The sequence below is a fragment of the Streptomyces sp. CA-135486 genome, from assembly GCF_050936555.1.
Taxonomy (GTDB): Bacteria; Actinomycetota; Actinomycetes; order Streptomycetales; family Streptomycetaceae; genus Streptomyces.
The window spans coordinates 1,508,506-1,524,416 of the sequence record NZ_JBNJMM010000001.1 but is presented as its reverse complement, the minus strand read 5'-3'; the positions used below and the strand labels follow the sequence as shown (position 1 = coordinate 1,524,416).

The window sequence follows — 15,911 nt, the reverse complement described above, 5'->3', positions numbered from 1 at the left end:
CAAGACGCACCGACACGCAACTGCTCACCGAGCCGAATTCGTAGGTTTCCGCAGGAACTAGTGCTGACGGAATCGCGGATCCTACATGGGTTTGGTCAGGTGATCAGCGGTCCTTGGCCAGGGCGAGGAGTTCTGCGAAGAGCCCACCGCCGTTGGCGAGTTCCTGGTATCGGCCCTGTTCGGTGATCCGGCCGTCTTGCATGACGATGATCCGGTCGGCGATCTTGGTGTTTTCGAGTTGGTGAGTGACCACCACCGTGATGCGGTCTGCGGCGATGCTCTTGATCTCCTCGAAGATGTCGTGCTCACCGCGTGGGTCCATCTGCGAGGTGGGCTCGTCGAGGATCAAGAGTGCCGAGCGCCGGTACAGCGCACGGGAGCAGGCCAACCTCTGCCACTGTCCTCCGGACAGTTCGGAGCCACCGAAGAACTCCCGGGCGAGGAGTGTGTCCAGTTCCTTGGGCAGTTCTTCGATCGCGGTGCGCATGCCGACGGCGTCGATGGCCTCCCACACGGGATCGTCGTTGAAGGTGCGGGGCTGTCCGAGCGTTACGTTCTCCCGGGCGCGCAGGGGCCACTGAGCGAAGATCTGCGGGACCAGGCCGGTGTGCGCCCACACACTGCTCGGGTCTGCGGAGGCCAGATCGACTCCGTCCCAGATCACGCTGCCTTTATCGGGTAGGAGGATCCCGGTGATCAATCGGCTGAGGGTGGACTTTCCGGAGCCATTCTCGCCGACGATCGCCAGGATCTCGCCCCGGCGCAGGGTGAGGGAGACGTGGTCGACGGCTGGCCGCTCCTTGCCGGGGTAGCAGTAGACCGCTTCCTCCAGACGGATCTCTTCGACCGGTGCGGAGATTTTCTCCTTGCCGCGCTTAGGGGCGCGCTCGGCGGCGAGGTCGAGGAAGGAGCGCATGTCGGCGAGGTACAGGGAGGTGTGGAACAGCGCGGCGCCGTTGATGACGAGCTGGGACAAGGCGGCCAAGGTGGTCTGGACGGCGACGACAGCGGTGGCGGCGATGGCCAGGTCCAGGCGTCCGGTGGAGGCCAGCCAGGCGAGGGTGGCCCAGGTGGCGAGGAGGAAGATGCCACCGAGAGCCGAGGTGGTCAGCACGATGCGCAGCATGCGGGGAGCAGCAGTAAGGGTGCGCTGGTCGATGCGCTTGGACAGAGTGCGGTACCAGTACACGATGTAGTCGGTCATGCCGTTGGCACGGACTTCGTCGCCGTGTCGGGAGGTGGTCGCCCACCAGCGCATCATGCCTCGTACGTTGCGGTCACCGACGTTGGCGTAGTGCGTCTCGTAGTCGACTCGGGCGGAGAGCACGGCACCGAGGCCCGCGGGCACGACAGCCAGGAGTAGCAACGGCAGCATCAGAGGGTGCAGCGCCGTGAGGACTCCGCTGGCGGCGATCATACGAACGGAAGCAGCCGTGAACCGCTGCGCGTCCTTGACCATCATCGTGGTGCGCGAGACGCCGACTTCGGCGGCTTCCTGCCGGTTGGCGAACCCGTCTTCGCTGTATGCGGAGGCTTCCACTCGGCAGACTGCCTCGACCAGGGCGGTGTCGGCCGCCGTGATCAACCCGGGGCTGATCCGGCCGTCACCGTAGGAGGACAGCGCGCTGGAGATTCGGCCAACGGCGACCGCTGCCGTGATGACCACGAGCGCGGGGAAGGCGGCGTGCAGCCGTTCGGACACGGGCCCGTCACCGACGAGGTGCTGCATGGCCGTTGCCGTGAATGCCAGCACTACGGCGGCGGTAACGCCGGTGAGCACCTGGCACACCAGGAGCAGGATGACGGCCAGCCGGTCGATGGCCCACGCCATCTGCGCGGTCTGCCGCAACACGCTGGGCAGCCGGGCGCACATGGCTGTGAAGGTGGCCTGTCCCAGCGGGTTCTTCCCGTAGTTGCTCTCGAACGAGATGGTCGCTGGGGGCGGAGGAGGGGGCGTTTGCGGGGCTTCGATCGGGGTGTCAGTGGCGGTCAACTGCGTCCCTCCTGTGCGGTTGTTGCGGCACCTGGGCGGTGTCGCGGTGCCAGGCTCAACGAGGCTGCGAGCGAATCGAACGCGCTCGATTTCGGACGACGCACAGGCCTGGAATCTGGGGGCGTCGAACGCGTGGTCGTGGTGACGTACGGCTTTCAGGGCGACCGAAGTTGGCCGAAACGCCGACACCTGTGGCGGTTGTGACTTTTGAGGTTTCCTGACCGAGGGGCGACCGTGTTCCGTCGCCCTACGGCGTGATGACCAACGTGAGGGCCACGGCAGCGTGTCGGTTCCCCGGCCATCGCCGAGTTGGATGCTCTGACGCCCGTCTGGCCCCCGTAGATTGACGGCGTCACGACGAGGATCAAGGGGAAAGCGCATGACTCAGTCGCTGGAGATCAAGCCCATCGGCATCGTGGTTGGAGGGCGTACCGAAGTCACCGACGACCATTGGAGCGGGAGCGCGATCATCCGACTGAACAGCGACTTCCCCCTCGAGGTGGTACGGGGCCTTGAGGAGTTCTCCCACCTGCTGGTCGTCTGGCACTTCCACAAGGCGTCTCCCAGTGATGTCGCCCTGCATGCACGCAGCCCTCGTAACAACCCGCGGTGGCCGGCCACCGGCACGTTCGTGCACCGAAACCATCGTCGCCTGAACCAGCTCGCGCAGTCCTTCCCACGCCTCCTTAAGGTCAACGGCCTGGACCTGCACGTCACCGACCTCGACGCTATCGACGGCACCCCCGTCTACGACCTGGGGCCATACTTCGCGGAAATGGGTCCCCGTGGCGAAGTCCGGGAGCCGAAGTGGCCAGCCGAGATGCTGTCGGACTACTGGGGCCAGGCTCAAGACTGAGCCAGGGCGCGCTTCAGCGCGGGAACATGCCACTTTCAGCACCCTTTCGTGCAACCCCTTGGCGGGCTCCGCGGTTCCGGAGACGGCATGCGGGTGGCAGGGGTAAGAGCTGCCGGTCACGAGCCAGTGCCACGCATCGATCACGGTCGGCCTCCAGGTCGCTCAGTGGTGGAGCGGAGCACATCTTCGAGATCCGCAAAGCGGTCCAGGAGTCGGCTGATGCTGGTCTGCCGCTCGTGCCAGTGCCGCTGCAAGTCCGCTTCCGCTTCCGCAGGCAGGCCGTACTCGGATGTGACCGCGCCGTAGAAGCTGAACAGCATGTAGAGCAGCGCAACACGTACGCACGCCACGACGTCGGCCAACGGCAGAGTGGGGTTCTCAGATCGGTAAGCCTGAATCATCACCAGAGCGCAGTCAGCCCACTGGTCGCTGATGGCGACCGTACGGGGGTCGAAGGCAGCGCGCCCCAGCTCCCAGGCCGGAAACGCCCTCGCTCCGCGGAAGTCGATGACGCCGGTGACGACATCGGCGAGGACGAGCATGTTCGTGCGGGTGAAGTCGGCGTGCACAGCCTGCTCCACGAACTCCTCGGGAAGCCCCGCTCGTAGACCGTCCACGTGTGCGCGCAAGTCATCGCACCGCTGGTTGAGTTCGTGGCTCAGAAGCACCATGTCCGGGTGCTGCTGCCGCTTAGCGGCCGCCAGCACGGCGCCGGCTTTGACCATGGAGTCTTCGACCGAACCGGTTCGCCACCGTGTGTGCTGCCGTAGCCGGGGCAGCGGATAGGCGGCCAGGACTCGGTGCATACGTCCCAGGACCATGCCGATCTGTTCGGCTCGCGCTACCGTCATCGCCGAGGTGGCCACCCGACCCGGAGCTTCATCGGCCACCGCCCAAGCACTTCCTTCGGCCACCGCGACGAAACTGCCGTCTTGGTCGGGCCATACCCTCGGCACGGGAAGCTGTGCCGCGCGGCAGTACTCCGCCATGTCCCAGGCCGCTCGGACTGCCGTGAGGTCCACGGTCGCCCCGTACTCCTTCACGAAGAGCCGGCGGCCGTCGGCCGTCAGCACGCGCCGGTTGATGGTGTCGGTGCCCATCGGCACCATCTCGACCGTTTCGACGGCGATCCCGTACTGGTCGGCCAGCACGTCGGCCACCAGTTCCTCGTTCCAGTCGGTGTCCATCTCGCTCATCGTCCTTCCAGGGAGGAATGCCGCCGGGCGGTGTGCACGGTGAACGCGTTGTCCTCGGTGAGCACATCGCCTGTGGCGTACTCGACGCTCCACGTTCGGCGCACAGGGATGATGGTCTCGGTGACGTCGCTGAAGGCCGAGTCGCGCAGCACGGTGAGAGCAGCGCGGCCGCTCACCCCGAGCCGACGGCTCGTGGACGACGCCTGGACGCTCACCGTGCCGCGCGTGATGTTGAGGGCGAGGGCTGTCGCCTCGGTGTCGAGACCGTTGGCGATCTTGTGGAGGACCCGGTCCTGTGCTGGGGTCAGCCGGTCGGGAACCGTACTGGGGCGTGCAGACATGCTCTTCCTTCTTCGTTCTTCAACCCGCCCGGGTTATGGCTGGCTACCGGGGCGGCCAGCACCGGCGAGGGGGGCCTCCCCGTCCGGGCCTGGTCACTGGCAGCGTGGATCAGGCGCGGGTGAACCAGCGGGCCTGTTCTGCGTCGGTGACGATGCCGCGGTGATGATCGAGCTCGAGTTGGGCGAGGTGGGCGTAGTGTTCGACGACGCCCTTGCCGAACGACCCCTGAGCGACGGGGCTGTGCCGGAAGGCGGAGCGGGCCTGGTCGAGGGTGAGCGGCACGAGGGGTACGTCCACGGTCTCGTAGGCATTGGTGGTGCAGGGCGGTGGCGGGGTGAGACGCGGCTCTATGCCATGGACGATGGCGGCTATGGCGGCGGAGAGGGCGAGGTAGGGGTTCGCGTCGGCCCCAGGGAGACGGACTTCCAGGTGCAGTCCCGTGCCGTGGCCAGCGATCCGTATAGCGCAGGTGCGGTTGTCCGGCCCCCAGGTCATGTGGGTGGGGGCGAAGGAGCCTGGCGTGAATCGCTTGTAGGAGTTGGTGTTCGGCGCATACAGCGGGGCGAGCCCGGGGAGGGCCGCGAGCAGTCCGGCGACCGCTTGCCCGCCGGTCTCGGAGAGTTGGCCGGCTGGGTCGGAGAGCATGGGGTTGCCGCTGCGGGTGAGTGAGATGTGCAGGTGGAGTCCGCTGGCGACACCGGTCTGGGGCGCGGCCATGAAGGTGGCGGTCATGGCGGACCGGTTGGCCAGGGTGCGCACGGCGTGCTTGAAGACGACGTGGTTGTCGCAGGCGGATAGCGCCGCTCCGTAGGGGAAGGTGACCTCGACCTGGCCGGGAGCACCTTCCGTCTTGATGGCCTCCACCGGCATCCCGGCCCTGGACAGCGAGCCCTGCAGGCGCCGGAAGAACCGGTCGTACTCCGGGGGGTGGTCGAGTGCGTAGTCCAGGTTGTCGACGGTCACCGGCACGAGCCCGTTGAGGCCGATTCTGCTGGTCGGGGTGTAGGCGCCGCGGTAGAGGACGAATTCGGTCTCCAGGCCGGCCTGGGCGTGCAGACCGTGGCTGGCGAGGCGTGTCAGTTGGTGGCGCAGGATCTGTCTGGGAGCGACTTCGATGGGCTCTCCTTCCGGGCCGAGGGCGTGGCCGAGGATGAGGGCGGTGCGTGGCATCCAGGGCAGGATCCGCAGCGTCGACGGATCCGGCTCGACGCGCAGGTCCTCGTACCCGCTGGCCCAGGAGGTGAGGGCGAATCCGTCGACCGGGGTCATCTCGGGGTCCGTGGCCAGGATGTAGGCGCACATCTCAGCGCCACCGTCGAGCACGCGGTTGAGAAAGTGCCGTGCCCCGTACCGTTTGCCCTTGAGGCGCCCCTGCAGGTCCGGAACAGCAAGGAGCACTGTGTCGATCAGCCCAGCACCGACGGCCCTGCGCAGCTCCTCGACACCGAACACGCGAGCAGGATGATCCGCGGAGGTCGGCGCGGCCTCAGCCTGGTTCATCACACGACCTCTTCCTGGATCTTCGCCATGCCCGAGTTGGCGTCGGCTGCGGCGGCCGGCACCGTGTAGTCACGTCCCGCGACGCGCCACCACAAGGACGCGAGGCCAAGCACGATCAGCAGGGCGATGGGTGCGTAGTTGAACGTGGTCACGGAGACGAGTCCGGAGTCCGGACGCGTCTGGGGCAGGCAGAACAGCACCGTCACGAAGGCCACCCAGGCGACGGCGACCACCCCGACGGGTACGCCCCAGCGGCCCAGGTTCCACGGGCCTGGCTGGAAGCGGTGACGGTTGCGGACCCGCAGATAGATCGGAATGGCGTACGCGGGCGTGATCCCGATGACGTTGATCGCGGTGACCGCGGCGTACGCGGTCGGGCTGTACAGCGACGGCAGCGCAAGCACTGCGGCCACGCCGACCGACAGCCACACGGCGCGCGTCGGCGTGCCGGAGCGGGCATCGACGTGGCGCCACAGGTGCGAACCGGGCAGGGCACCGTCCCGGGAGAAGGCGAACACCATACGGCTGGCGGCAGCGGTCTCCGCGTTGCCGCAGAAGAGCTGCGCGACGATCACCACGAGCAGCAGAGCCTTCGCCCCGGCGAGCCCGATGGCATCGAGGAAGATCTGCGCCGGCGGCACCCCGGTGGCAGTGGCCTGGGTGGCGGTGTAGTCCTGGATGGCGAAGGTCAGCCCGGCCAGGAGCACGAACCCGGCCAGCCACGACCAGCCGATCGCTCGCACGATGCCGCGGGAGGCGGAGACCTGCGCGTTGGTGGTCTCCTCCGACAGATGTGCGGAGGCGTCGTACCCGCTGAAGGTGTACTGCGCCAGCAGCAGCCCGATCAGCACCACGTACATCGAGTTGGACCAGCCGGTGTTGTTGACGAACTCGCCGAACACGAAGGACGGGTCCTGGTGGTGGGAGGGCACGATCGCCAGCACGCCGACGATCAGGGCGACGCCGCCCAGGTGCCACCACACGCTGATGGAGTTCAGGATGCTCACCAACCGGACACCGAAGAGGTTGAGGGTGGCGTGGAGGGCGAGGATGCAGACGTAGATCGCCAGGATCTTGCCCGGCGTGGGGACGAAGCCGAACTGCAGGTTCAGGAAGGCGCCGGTGAACAGCGCGGCGCCGTAGTCGATGCCGGCGATCGCCCCGAGGAGGCCTAGGAGGTTGAGCCAGCCGGTGTACCAGCCCCATTTGCGCCCGCCGAGTTGCTCGGCCTGGTAGTACAGCGCGCCGGAGGTGGGGTAAGCGGAGGTGACCTCTGCCAGTCCGGCGCCGACGAGCATCACCATGAGGCCGACGGCGAGCCAGCCCCACATCATCACGGCCGGGCCTCCGGTGCCCAGGCCAAAGCCGTACAGCGTCATGCAACCGGAGAGGACGCTGATGACGGAGAAGCTGATGGCGAAGTTGCCGAACGGCCCCATGCGCCGGGTGAGCACTGGCTCGTAGCCGAGCTCGCGCAGGTACACGTCATCGGCTTTGCCGCCAGCACGCTGACGGCTCGGGCCTGAGCGGAACATGAAGCAACCTCCAGTAAACGAGGGACGGGGTCAAGCACGTGCGATGGGCGGGTTCATGCCAACCACGTGCTGCAGCGGGAACAGTCAGGGATGCGGGCCGACGCGTGGCCCGTGCGTACGCGCGAAGGACAACGATTCCCTTCGCGCCCGGAGCAAGAGCGCCTCGCCACGGTCCAGCGTCGAGGGGCCTTCAGCCACCGAGCCCCACGGCTCGCGCGACGCGTAAGGCTCCATGGCGGCGAAAACTTCGGCCGCTTCAACGAAGTTGTGGCTGACCCACAAGGCATAGGCCAGGTGGCTCATATCGGCCACGGACCGCAAGTGCCGGTCCCCCTTCAGGAACCACTCGGCGAAGGCTTTGAGCGTGTAGGTGAGCGTCGGCTCCTCCACCCACTGCCGCCGCCACAATGGATCGACCCGTCCCTGCGCCAGTTGCTGTCGGCACTGCTCCACCTGCGCGTACACCGGCAGAAGCAGCAGCGGCGAGCCGATCGGTGCCCACGAAGCCACCCACCTGCCGAAATCAAAGACAGCAGCCAACGACGCAGCCCGGGGAGCCTCCCGCGCAAGCAGGAACTGCAGCACCCGGTGGAAGGCTTCGCGGTTGTACGGGTCGCGACGGTTGACCTCGTGCAGCAGCCCCCACGGCCCGCTCGGCAGCATCGGCTCCGACGACCATTCACGATGCTCCCGCAGCACCTGGCGGGAGTCGATCTGCGCCAAGGCCAGCAGACATACCCACGGCACGGGATCCTGCTGCGCGCGGCGAGCGGCCAACAGTGCCGTATGCCGCGCACCGGCTTCGAGGTCCGCCACTCCCGGGTGCTGTTGGCGATGTGCGCGCAGAGCGCGTTCGGCGAGTACCCGTGCCCGCATCACCTGGGCGTCGTAGCTGTCCGGCTCCTCAGCCAGCCACACATCGACCACATCGGAGCGCGCAGCAGCGACCGCCAGCACCTGAGTGCGTGAAGTCCGAAGCGTCCAATGGGCCTGCGTGCCGCGTAACAGGTCCCGAGCAGCCCTCCAACGACCTGCCTGCAGTTCAACCAGCGCGACGCGTAGGTCGTCATCCGCGCCAGCGGGGTGATACACCGGGCGCATCAGCGACCGCCCGGACAGACATGGAGCGCCGACTCTGCAATGCTGCCAAACAGACGGGCAACCCCGGCCCTCGGGATGCGGTGGAAGGGGAGGCGATTGGCCGCAGTAGCGATAAGCGACATCGAAGTCCTTGGCAGGTGGGGGGCTTCCGCTCGTGGGCAACGAGAGGCTGAAGCTGGAGGGCCGCCGGGAGACCCGGGAGCCTTTGGCTCGCCCGTGCCCCGACGGTCGGCTAGAAGTCGATCTTCGCGATCAGTTCGACCGCACTCTGCACGCCGTCCCTGATCGTCGGCGCAGCAGAACTGCCAGCCAGGAAGAAGCCGAACAGAATGCACACGATGCCGTGCACGACGTTCAGGCCCGCCTTCTTCACGAGGAGGAAGACGATTACGCCCAGGAGCACAACGGCGGAGAAGCTAACGACCACAACGGGCCTCCAGGCGGAGGTGCCTGCCACGGCCTGATTGGTGCTGCGCCGCCGGATCCCACTGGGGCATCCGTGGCAAGGGCTGATCCATCCGTACTCGTAGGGCCGAAAACACCTTGGACTCCGGTGGCCGAGATCAGGGACAGCTGAACCCGCAGCGCGAGCATCAGGCAGGCGTCATAAAGATCCGTTCCCGGACGGTTCGCCGGTGCCATGTGCTACGGGAGACCCCAGAGTGATGGGAAAAGGCGCGGTGCGCACATTGCCCAGGTGATATCACTGGAGTGATCTCGGTTCCACCAGGGATAAGTTGGGCCAGCAGGGCCGAGTTCAATCAGGGCAGGAGTGCTTGCGTAGTCGCCGCGACGCTGCGATCAACGACGGCGAGATCCACGGCCAGGCTGGCAGCCTGATACCTCGACCTGGGCGAGCCGCAGCGCGCCGTCACCAGCTTCACGAAGGCGCACGAATCACTGAACCCATCCGACCAGCGCACGCGGGCCCTGTCCCGGTCCGCGTCCGCTCATCTCCGGCAAGGCGACGTTGAAGCAGCGTGCAACACCGCACAGGGCACTGGATCTCGCCGAGCAGCTGCGGCCCGCTTGAACGAGCACGCCGAGACGATGCTCGGTGACCTCCGGACGACAGGAGATGCTGCGTACGCTCGGGACCTAGTGGACCGTGCCGCCGCTGTGACGGGAGTAAGGAAATGAGCGTGACCGGCGCCCAACCGACCCTGGTCCTGTGGGACATCGATCGCACGCTGCTCTACGTCGGAGACATCGACCGCCAGGTGTACCGCGAGACGTTCGCCGCAGTCGTCGGCCGTCCCGCCGAGCGTCTGCCGGCGCGCGGTACGGGCGTGACTATGCCCCGCGCCATCCGCTCCCTACTCCTGGACAACGGCGTACCGGAAACGACAGTCCCGGAGCTGCTGCCACGCATGGTGGAACTGCTGCCCAAGCGTCTCGCCGCCCACACAGAGGATCTCCGCAGCCAAGGCGTCCTCATGCCCGGAGCCGTAGCTGCCCTCGAGGCCGTGCGCGATCACAAGCACTGGATGCCTACGGCCGTTACCGGCAACCTCAAACCAAACGCTCTCCTGAAGCTCGCGGCCTTCGACCTCGACGGCTACCTCGACGCCGACATCGGCGGGTTCGCCTCTGACGACGACCACCGCCCTGCCCTCGTTGGCATCGCGCAGAAACGCGCTCAGGCCAAGCACGGAGCGGTCTTCACCCGCGCCAACACGGTGATCATCGGGGATTCCCTCGAAGACGTACGCACCGGCCTGGAGGGGGGCGCTTCGGTCATCGGCCTCACCTCGGGCAAGACCACACGAGACGAGCTTGCAGCGGCAGGGGCTGACATCATCCTCGACAGCCTGGAAGACATCGCGAGGCTCCGAGCCTCCATTGAGAAGGTGACGGCTCGACCTGAATAGGGGAAGTCGCCTGGCCGTCAACTCGCCCGGCAACTTCACCGTAGGCGAGAGCGGTGCCCGGGTCTCCCGTACCCGTGGGTGCATCGATCGAGCCTCTCGAAGCCGGACAGAGTGTCCGGCACGCTCCAGACCCGAGAGCCGATGCTGAGCCCCGGCACCACCTACCCGAATCACTCCCTGATCCCGGGGTCTGGTCGGCCGCTACCGTGAATTGCAGACCGAAAGCCGGGAGGCAGCGCACATGCGGGGTCTTGGGGACCACCTCAGCATCGGAGAGCGGATCGCGTTCTACCGCGAGCGCCGGGGCTACACGCAGCCTGTGCTCGCAGGGCTCGTCGGGCACAGCACCGACTGGCTGTCGAAGATCGAGCGGGGTGCGCGGAAGCCTCCGCGGATCGACAAGCTCGCCGAGCTCGCCCGCGTGCTACGCGTACCACTGGGCGACTTGATGGGGCAGCCCCTCCTCATGGAAGACGACGACAGGCACATGGACGACGTGCCAGCCGTTCGTGATGCACTGATGAACCCTCGCCGGCTCTCCAAGCTGCTGTTCGGGCCGACGGCAGACAGACAGCTGCCCCGGCCAGAGCAGGCCCAGACGTTCGTGGAACGAAGCTGGGATGACTACCAGGCTGGCGTTCTCGGGGACGTTATCGCCGCGTTGCCTGGTCTGCTCCGCACGGCTCAGGAGCTCGAAGACCTTCCGCCCGGCGATGAGCGTCGACGAGGCCTCGCGGTCTCCGCTCGCACGCATCATCTGGCGGCGACCACCCTTGCCAAAGTGGGTGAGTCCGACCTGTCGTGGCTCGCGGCCGAGCGCGCCATGCGGGCAGCCGACGAGTCCGAGGATCCACTGTCACTCGCCTCCGCCGCACGCTCCGGCACTCATGCCCTCCTGGCCAACGGGCGTTACGTGGACGCCCTCGAACTGGGCGACACCGCCGCAGCCTGGCTCGCGCGCCAGGTCGACGAGGACGATCCCGCCGCCCTGAGCCTGCTCGGCATGATTCACCTGCGTGCCGCTGTAGCCGCAGCGCGTCACCAGGACCGGCCCACAGCCAGCACTTTGCTCGAACGTGCGACGAGGCTGGCCGATCGCCTCGGCTCCGACGAGAACTACTGGCAGACCTGCTTCGGCCCGACGAACGTCGAACTGCACCGACTCTCGATCGAGCTGGACTTGGAGAACATCCCGTACGTCATCGACCACGGGAACATCGACGTCGACCACATGCCGCCAGAACGCGCAGTGTCCCACCGCATCGACTACGCCCGCGCCCTTTGCCTCAGCGGACGCGTCGACGACGCCTTCAGCGAGCTGCGCGAGGCTGAGCGCACATCGCCGCAGCTCGTACGGAACAATCCGCGAGTACGAGAGACTCTTCGTGATCTGAGGAAGCAGTCCCCGGTCACTGGTGGCAGACACTCGTCCGAGCTGCTGGCCATGGCCCAACGGTGCAGGGCGGTGCAATGACGTTGATGCAGGGCAAGGTGCTGGGCGTCGTAGGGTCGGGCGCCGGCGGAGTCGAGGAGCTGCATACGGGACTCGTGGTTCCCGCCCTCGAACGCGGCTGGACCGTCGCGGTTACGCTCACACCGACAGCAGGTGAGTGGCTCCGTTCCAGCGGAGAGGCCGCCAGGATCGAGGAGCTGACGGGCCTGCCCGTACGAACTGAGTCACGTATGCCTGGTGACTCGCGCCCACACCCTCCGGTGGACTGCTACGTCGTTGCCCCCGCGAGCGCCAACACCGTCGCCAAGCTCGCCTTGGGCATCTCGGACAACCAGGCGTTGACGCAGGTCAACGAGGCTATCGGGACCCTCAACCTTCCAGTTGTCGTCTGGCCGCGGGTGAATGCCGCGCACGCTCGCCACCCGGCGTGGGAGGGGCACATCAAGGCTCTGCACGATACGGGGGTTCGGTTGATCTACGGGGACGAGGTGTGGCCGCTCGCCGAGCCGCGGGCTGGGATGCCGGGGCGCCGGTACCCGTGGGAAGCCGTACTAGACCAGGTGGAGACGACCATCGTCTGATGCTTAGTCAATAGCCGTTAGGCGGCGCTGAGTCGGACCCGGACAGACTGTCCGGGTCCTTTGCTCTGCACCGAGCCATTCTGAGGGCGTCACCGACCAACGACCGACTGTGCTGGCGAGGCAGCGTACGGCCATGAACGGGAACGGTCATACGCTGACCGGCTCGCTGTGGTTGTCGGAGGGCAACGCCACCGGTATCAGTTCACCAAGGAGTGGATGTCCGTGTCAGGGCTGCGCACCGCTGAGGGACCCGCGACTGCCATGCGTCCGCGCCGCTGCATCGAGTGTGCGTGCCAACTGAGCAGATACAACAGGGAGGACTGCTGCAGTGCCTGTCTCCGAGGGCGGCAGGTGACCGCACCGGCCTCCCGCTGCGTGCCCGAGCAGGTCTGGGAGGTGCCAGAAGTCCGGTTAGCCCTGGCAGAGCGAGACTTCGGGAGACTCTGCACGTTGGTGCGAACCCTCGGAGCCCTGCGACAGGATGACATGGTCACGCTAACTGGGTTGAGTCAGTCATTCCTGTCAATGCTTGAAAGAGGCGAACGCCGCCTCACAAACGTAGACAGAATCGTCCAACTTCTCGCCGGCCTGAGAGTCCCCCTCGAACTCACAGGCCCGATATTACGGCCATAGGCAAGTCCGGAAACAAGTGACTTCCATTCGCTCAGCCGCGTATCGCCATCTCCCCCATGCCTGCGCGATCACTTCTGAGAGCAGGCGCGACTGGCAGAGTCCTGATCGCGCCCCGCGGCCTCGCACCGTCCGAAAATCAGGGGCGCAGCCAGTGAACGCGCGGGATCATCAGGCATGCGCCCAGATGACTGGCACCTCGCAAACGACGTCGAGAGCTTCCTAGCGCGTGCAGGGCACTTCTTACGCTCGCGCCCCGCCCTGCACACCATCCCTCTGACGGTGACCGAGGCGCTGCGTACGCGAGGACCGCATGCCTACGGCACCGAAGCCCCCATTTTCGGCACCCTGGAGAGGACGGGCGAGGTCCTCGCGGCCTACCTCCGCACCCCGCCACACCGCCTGGTCCTAACCCCCCTCACAACTGACGAGGCCGACACCCTTGTCTCTCATCTGATCGCTCTCGGCCTCACCATCCCCGGGGTCAGCGCGGACCGCGACACCGCCGCCGCCTTCGCCGAGTCCTGGCAACAACACACCCGCGTGACGCCGATGCTCCATGAGCGCCAGCGGCTGTACCACCTCGGCTCTCTCAACCCTCCGGAACCGCAACCGGAGGGCCAGGCCAGGCTCGCTGGCGAGCGAGACCGTGATCAACTGATCTCCTGGTACAGGGAGTTCGCTGCCTCCGTCGGAGGAGTCGTCACCTCGGACCCCGGTTCCTGGGCCGACACTCGGATCGCCCAGGGACGAGTCACATTCTGGGAGACCCCGGAGGGCACTCCTGTCTCCATGGCGGGCGTGACACCGATGGTGGCTGGCCAGATCAGAGTGGCTCCTGTCTACACTCCAGCCCACCTTCGCGGCCGCGGGTACGCGGGTGCCGCGACGGTCGCGGCGAGCCGAGCGGCGCTGGTGGCGGGCGCGGCCGAAGTGTTGTTGTTCGCGGACTTGGCCAACCTCACGAGCAACGGCCTGTATCAGCGGATCGGCTATCGCCCCGTGACGGACTTCGCGCTGTACGACTTCTAATCAGTCGGACGCGTAGGATCTCCACCCTCGACGTCACCATCCCACCCTGAAAGTGCGCTCGCATGGCCTGCAGAGCATCGTCCCAACGCGGAACAGCGGCGGTTCCTCCAACCATGTGCTGGCACGTGTTGTTCAGCCGCCTCACCGAAGAACGCCACAGTGTGCGGCCTCCTTCGCTCTGGCCGATGTCGTATTACGCCAGTGATATCGGTACCGGGTGCATGGCCGTACGCTGGCCCGCGCGGACGCAAATTCTGCACAGTGGAGCAGTGTGTGATCGGCCCCTTGTTGGAGGCCACGGACTACAACTCCCATCTCTCAGGATACGACAAAGGGGTATTTGCCATGACTCCTGAATGGCTATGGCTGCGCTCTATCGCATTGCGGCGGCGGGGACACCGTTGGATGGCGAAGCGAGTAAAGCAGTTCAACTCCTTCCTCTACCACAACTCGCTCGCCGCAGGTGGGGACATCAGTCCTGATGTGTACCTGGGACATCATGGGCTCGGCACAGTCATTCACGACAACGTGACTATCGGCAGACGTGTGCGGATATGGCAGAACGTCACATTGTCCGTGCGCGCCCCTGCAGGATCACCGCACCGCATCATCATCGAGGACGACGTCATGATCGGGGCTAACGCCGTAGTGATCACCCCGTTCGAGAAGAGCCTCCTCATCGGCCAAGGGGCGAACATCGGAGCCGGAGCTGTCGTAACCCATGATGTTCCGGCCGGCGCCACAGTGGTCGGTGTACCCGCCCAGGTCGTGAGAGTGAAGACGACCTAGCCTGTCCGTTCGACTTGAAGACGACAGACAGAGCAGAGCGGATCAGGCCTACAAGGGTGCTGGATGATCGAGATACCGGACGACTTCACAAGCAGCACAATCGACCGGGAGGGCGAAGGCAGCAGGGTCTGGATTGCGTCTCTGCCCCTTCTGGTGGATGAGCTACTCGAGCGTTGGAGCTGCACCCCAACTGCTACAGCAATGCACGGACAGGTCGGCCTTGTAGTCCCCGTGCTGCGCCATGGCAGCCCCGGCGTCTTGAAGATCTCGCATCCGCACCCCGGCCTTGTCCACGAGCCCCACGCTCTTGCCTGCTGGGATGGACACGGAGCCGTTTTGCTGCATGAGCGTGACGACTCGAACTTCGCCATGTTGCTGGAGCGAGCAGAACAGACCAGCCTTGCTGATCTCGATGACGTTGACGAGGCGGTGGCCGCCGCAGGCCGCCTCGTCCGTCGACTGGCTGTGCCAGCTCCGCCTCGCCTGCCACGACTGCGTGATCATGCCGAGCAGTGGTGGCTGGATGAAATCCGCGAGGGAGCAGAGGAGTTGGGCCACCCGCTGCCGCAACGGGCAGTCGACGCTGCGCTTTCGACCGTGAAGGAACTTGGTCCCGATCAGCCAGACACGCTCGTCCACGGCGACCTGCACTATGCCAATGTGCTGCGGTCCGAGCGAGAACCCTGGCTGGCGATCGATCCTAAGGGGTACGTCGGCGATCCGGCTTATGACGCCATCAAGCTACTCCGTGGCTACTTTGATGATCTGCTCACCGCCAGCGACCTGAGGACCGCGCTATTTCGTCGTCTCGACATCTTTGCCGATGCCGCCGAACTCGACCGAGAGCGCGTATCCCGTTGGGCCCAGGCGCGTGCAGTGATGTCCGCGCAATGGGGTCGCCAGAATGGAGACCCTGCTTGGCTCGTGGACATCACTGACCAGATCGCCGAAGTCCTGAGCTGAGCTCCCGCTGCGGATGCGCCCCCTCTGGCGGATCATGCCGAATGCGCGGCACCAATAGGACGCGGTTGA

At 66.2% G+C, this 15,911-nt stretch carries 14 protein-coding genes; 7 read left to right on the top strand and 7 right to left on the bottom strand.

Annotated features, from left to right (window positions below; genetic code table 11):
* Window positions 1–103 precede the first annotated feature (103 nt).
* On the bottom strand, window positions 104–1,993 hold the full coding sequence (locus ACQEVG_RS06750; RefSeq protein WP_432978490.1) for an ATP-binding cassette domain-containing protein: 1,890 nt from the start codon (window positions 1,991–1,993) through the stop codon (window positions 104–106).
* A 379-nt stretch (window positions 1,994–2,372) separates the two neighbouring features.
* On the opposite strand from ACQEVG_RS06750, the gene ACQEVG_RS06745 reads away from it, so the two are divergent.
* The gene (locus tag ACQEVG_RS06745; RefSeq protein WP_432978487.1) at window positions 2,373–2,849 is read left to right on the top strand and encodes a TrmO family methyltransferase domain-containing protein; all 477 of its coding nucleotides are present in this window, start codon (window positions 2,373–2,375) and stop codon (window positions 2,847–2,849) included.
* Window positions 2,850–2,989: 140 nt separating this feature from the next.
* On the opposite strand, the gene ACQEVG_RS06740 is transcribed toward ACQEVG_RS06745, so the two are convergent.
* From ACQEVG_RS06740 to ACQEVG_RS06715, 6 genes are all read right to left on the bottom strand, one after another.
* Window positions 2,990–4,045, bottom strand: coding sequence for a phosphotransferase enzyme family protein (locus ACQEVG_RS06740; protein WP_432978484.1), 1,056 nt, complete (start codon window positions 4,043–4,045; stop codon window positions 2,990–2,992).
* Window positions 4,042–4,386: a LuxR C-terminal-related transcriptional regulator gene (locus ACQEVG_RS06735; RefSeq protein WP_432978481.1), complete on the bottom strand. Its 345-nt coding sequence runs from the start codon at window positions 4,384–4,386 to the stop codon at window positions 4,042–4,044. The genes ACQEVG_RS06740 and ACQEVG_RS06735 overlap by 4 nt, the downstream gene beginning before the upstream one ends.
* Before the next feature lie 109 nt (window positions 4,387–4,495).
* Window positions 4,496–5,839, bottom strand: coding sequence for a glutamine synthetase family protein (locus ACQEVG_RS06730; RefSeq protein WP_432978478.1), 1,344 nt, complete (start codon window positions 5,837–5,839; stop codon window positions 4,496–4,498).
* 47 nt (window positions 5,840–5,886) lie between these two features.
* The gene (locus ACQEVG_RS06725) at window positions 5,887–7,422 is read right to left on the bottom strand and encodes an amino acid permease (protein WP_432978475.1); all 1,536 of its coding nucleotides are present in this window, start codon (window positions 7,420–7,422) and stop codon (window positions 5,887–5,889) included.
* An 84-nt stretch (window positions 7,423–7,506) separates the two neighbouring features.
* On the bottom strand, window positions 7,507–8,523 hold the full coding sequence (locus tag ACQEVG_RS06720; RefSeq protein WP_037640462.1) for a hypothetical protein: 1,017 nt from the start codon (window positions 8,521–8,523) through the stop codon (window positions 7,507–7,509).
* 232 nt (window positions 8,524–8,755) lie between these two features.
* Window positions 8,756–8,950 carry a hypothetical protein gene (locus tag ACQEVG_RS06715; protein WP_031477169.1) on the bottom strand — a complete coding sequence of 65 codons (195 nt, stop codon included), beginning with the start codon at window positions 8,948–8,950 and terminating at the stop codon, window positions 8,756–8,758.
* Between the two features lie 715 nt (window positions 8,951–9,665).
* Here ACQEVG_RS06715 and ACQEVG_RS06710 point away from each other — a divergent pair.
* The 6 genes from ACQEVG_RS06710 to ACQEVG_RS06685 all read left to right on the top strand — a co-directional run bounded on the left by ACQEVG_RS06710 (window position 9,666) and on the right by ACQEVG_RS06685 (window position 15,842).
* Window positions 9,666–10,394 carry an HAD family hydrolase gene (locus ACQEVG_RS06710; RefSeq protein ID WP_432978471.1) on the top strand — a complete coding sequence of 243 codons (729 nt, stop codon included), beginning with the start codon at window positions 9,666–9,668 and terminating at the stop codon, window positions 10,392–10,394.
* A gap of 241 nt (window positions 10,395–10,635) precedes the next feature.
* The gene (locus ACQEVG_RS06705; protein WP_432978468.1) at window positions 10,636–11,868 is read left to right on the top strand and encodes a helix-turn-helix domain-containing protein; all 1,233 of its coding nucleotides are present in this window, start codon (window positions 10,636–10,638) and stop codon (window positions 11,866–11,868) included.
* The gene (locus ACQEVG_RS06700) at window positions 11,865–12,428 is read left to right on the top strand and encodes a flavoprotein (RefSeq protein WP_432978465.1); all 564 of its coding nucleotides are present in this window, start codon (window positions 11,865–11,867) and stop codon (window positions 12,426–12,428) included. Before ACQEVG_RS06705 ends, ACQEVG_RS06700 begins: the two co-directional genes overlap by 4 nt.
* Window positions 12,429–13,235: 807 nt before the next feature.
* On the top strand, window positions 13,236–14,090 hold the full coding sequence (locus ACQEVG_RS06695) for a GNAT family N-acetyltransferase (RefSeq protein ID WP_432978462.1): 855 nt from the start codon (window positions 13,236–13,238) through the stop codon (window positions 14,088–14,090).
* Window positions 14,091–14,363: 273 nt separating this feature from the next.
* Window positions 14,364–14,879, top strand: a complete 516-nt coding sequence (locus ACQEVG_RS06690; protein ID WP_432978459.1) for a serine O-acetyltransferase — start codon at window positions 14,364–14,366, stop codon at window positions 14,877–14,879.
* Between the two features lie 63 nt (window positions 14,880–14,942).
* Window positions 14,943–15,842 (top strand): aminoglycoside phosphotransferase family protein, encoded by a 900-nt coding sequence (locus ACQEVG_RS06685; RefSeq protein ID WP_432978456.1) that lies wholly within the window; start codon window positions 14,943–14,945, stop codon window positions 15,840–15,842.
* The last annotated feature ends 69 nt before the right edge of the window (window positions 15,843–15,911 follow it).

Excerpts from the sequence above, each read along its gene's own strand:
- ACQEVG_RS06695 (WP_432978462.1), top strand. The coding sequence starts at position 13,236 with ATGCGCCCAGATGACTGGCACCTCGCAAACGACGTCGAGAGCTTCCTA.
- ACQEVG_RS06745 (WP_432978487.1), top strand. The coding sequence starts at position 2,373 with ATGACTCAGTCGCTGGAGATCAAGCCCATCGGCATCGTGGTTGGAGGG.
- ACQEVG_RS06685 (WP_432978456.1), top strand. The coding sequence starts at position 14,943 with ATGATCGAGATACCGGACGACTTCACAAGCAGCACAATCGACCGGGAG.
- ACQEVG_RS06735 (WP_432978481.1), bottom strand. The coding sequence starts at position 4,386 with ATGTCTGCACGCCCCAGTACGGTTCCCGACCGGCTGACCCCAGCACAG.
- ACQEVG_RS06705 (WP_432978468.1), top strand. The coding sequence starts at position 10,636 with ATGCGGGGTCTTGGGGACCACCTCAGCATCGGAGAGCGGATCGCGTTC.
- ACQEVG_RS06720 (WP_037640462.1), bottom strand. The coding sequence starts at position 8,523 with ATGCGCCCGGTGTATCACCCCGCTGGCGCGGATGACGACCTACGCGTC.
- ACQEVG_RS06725 (WP_432978475.1), bottom strand. The coding sequence starts at position 7,422 with ATGTTCCGCTCAGGCCCGAGCCGTCAGCGTGCTGGCGGCAAAGCCGAT.
- ACQEVG_RS06740 (WP_432978484.1), bottom strand. The coding sequence starts at position 4,045 with ATGAGCGAGATGGACACCGACTGGAACGAGGAACTGGTGGCCGACGTG.
- ACQEVG_RS06700 (WP_432978465.1), top strand. The coding sequence starts at position 11,865 with ATGACGTTGATGCAGGGCAAGGTGCTGGGCGTCGTAGGGTCGGGCGCC.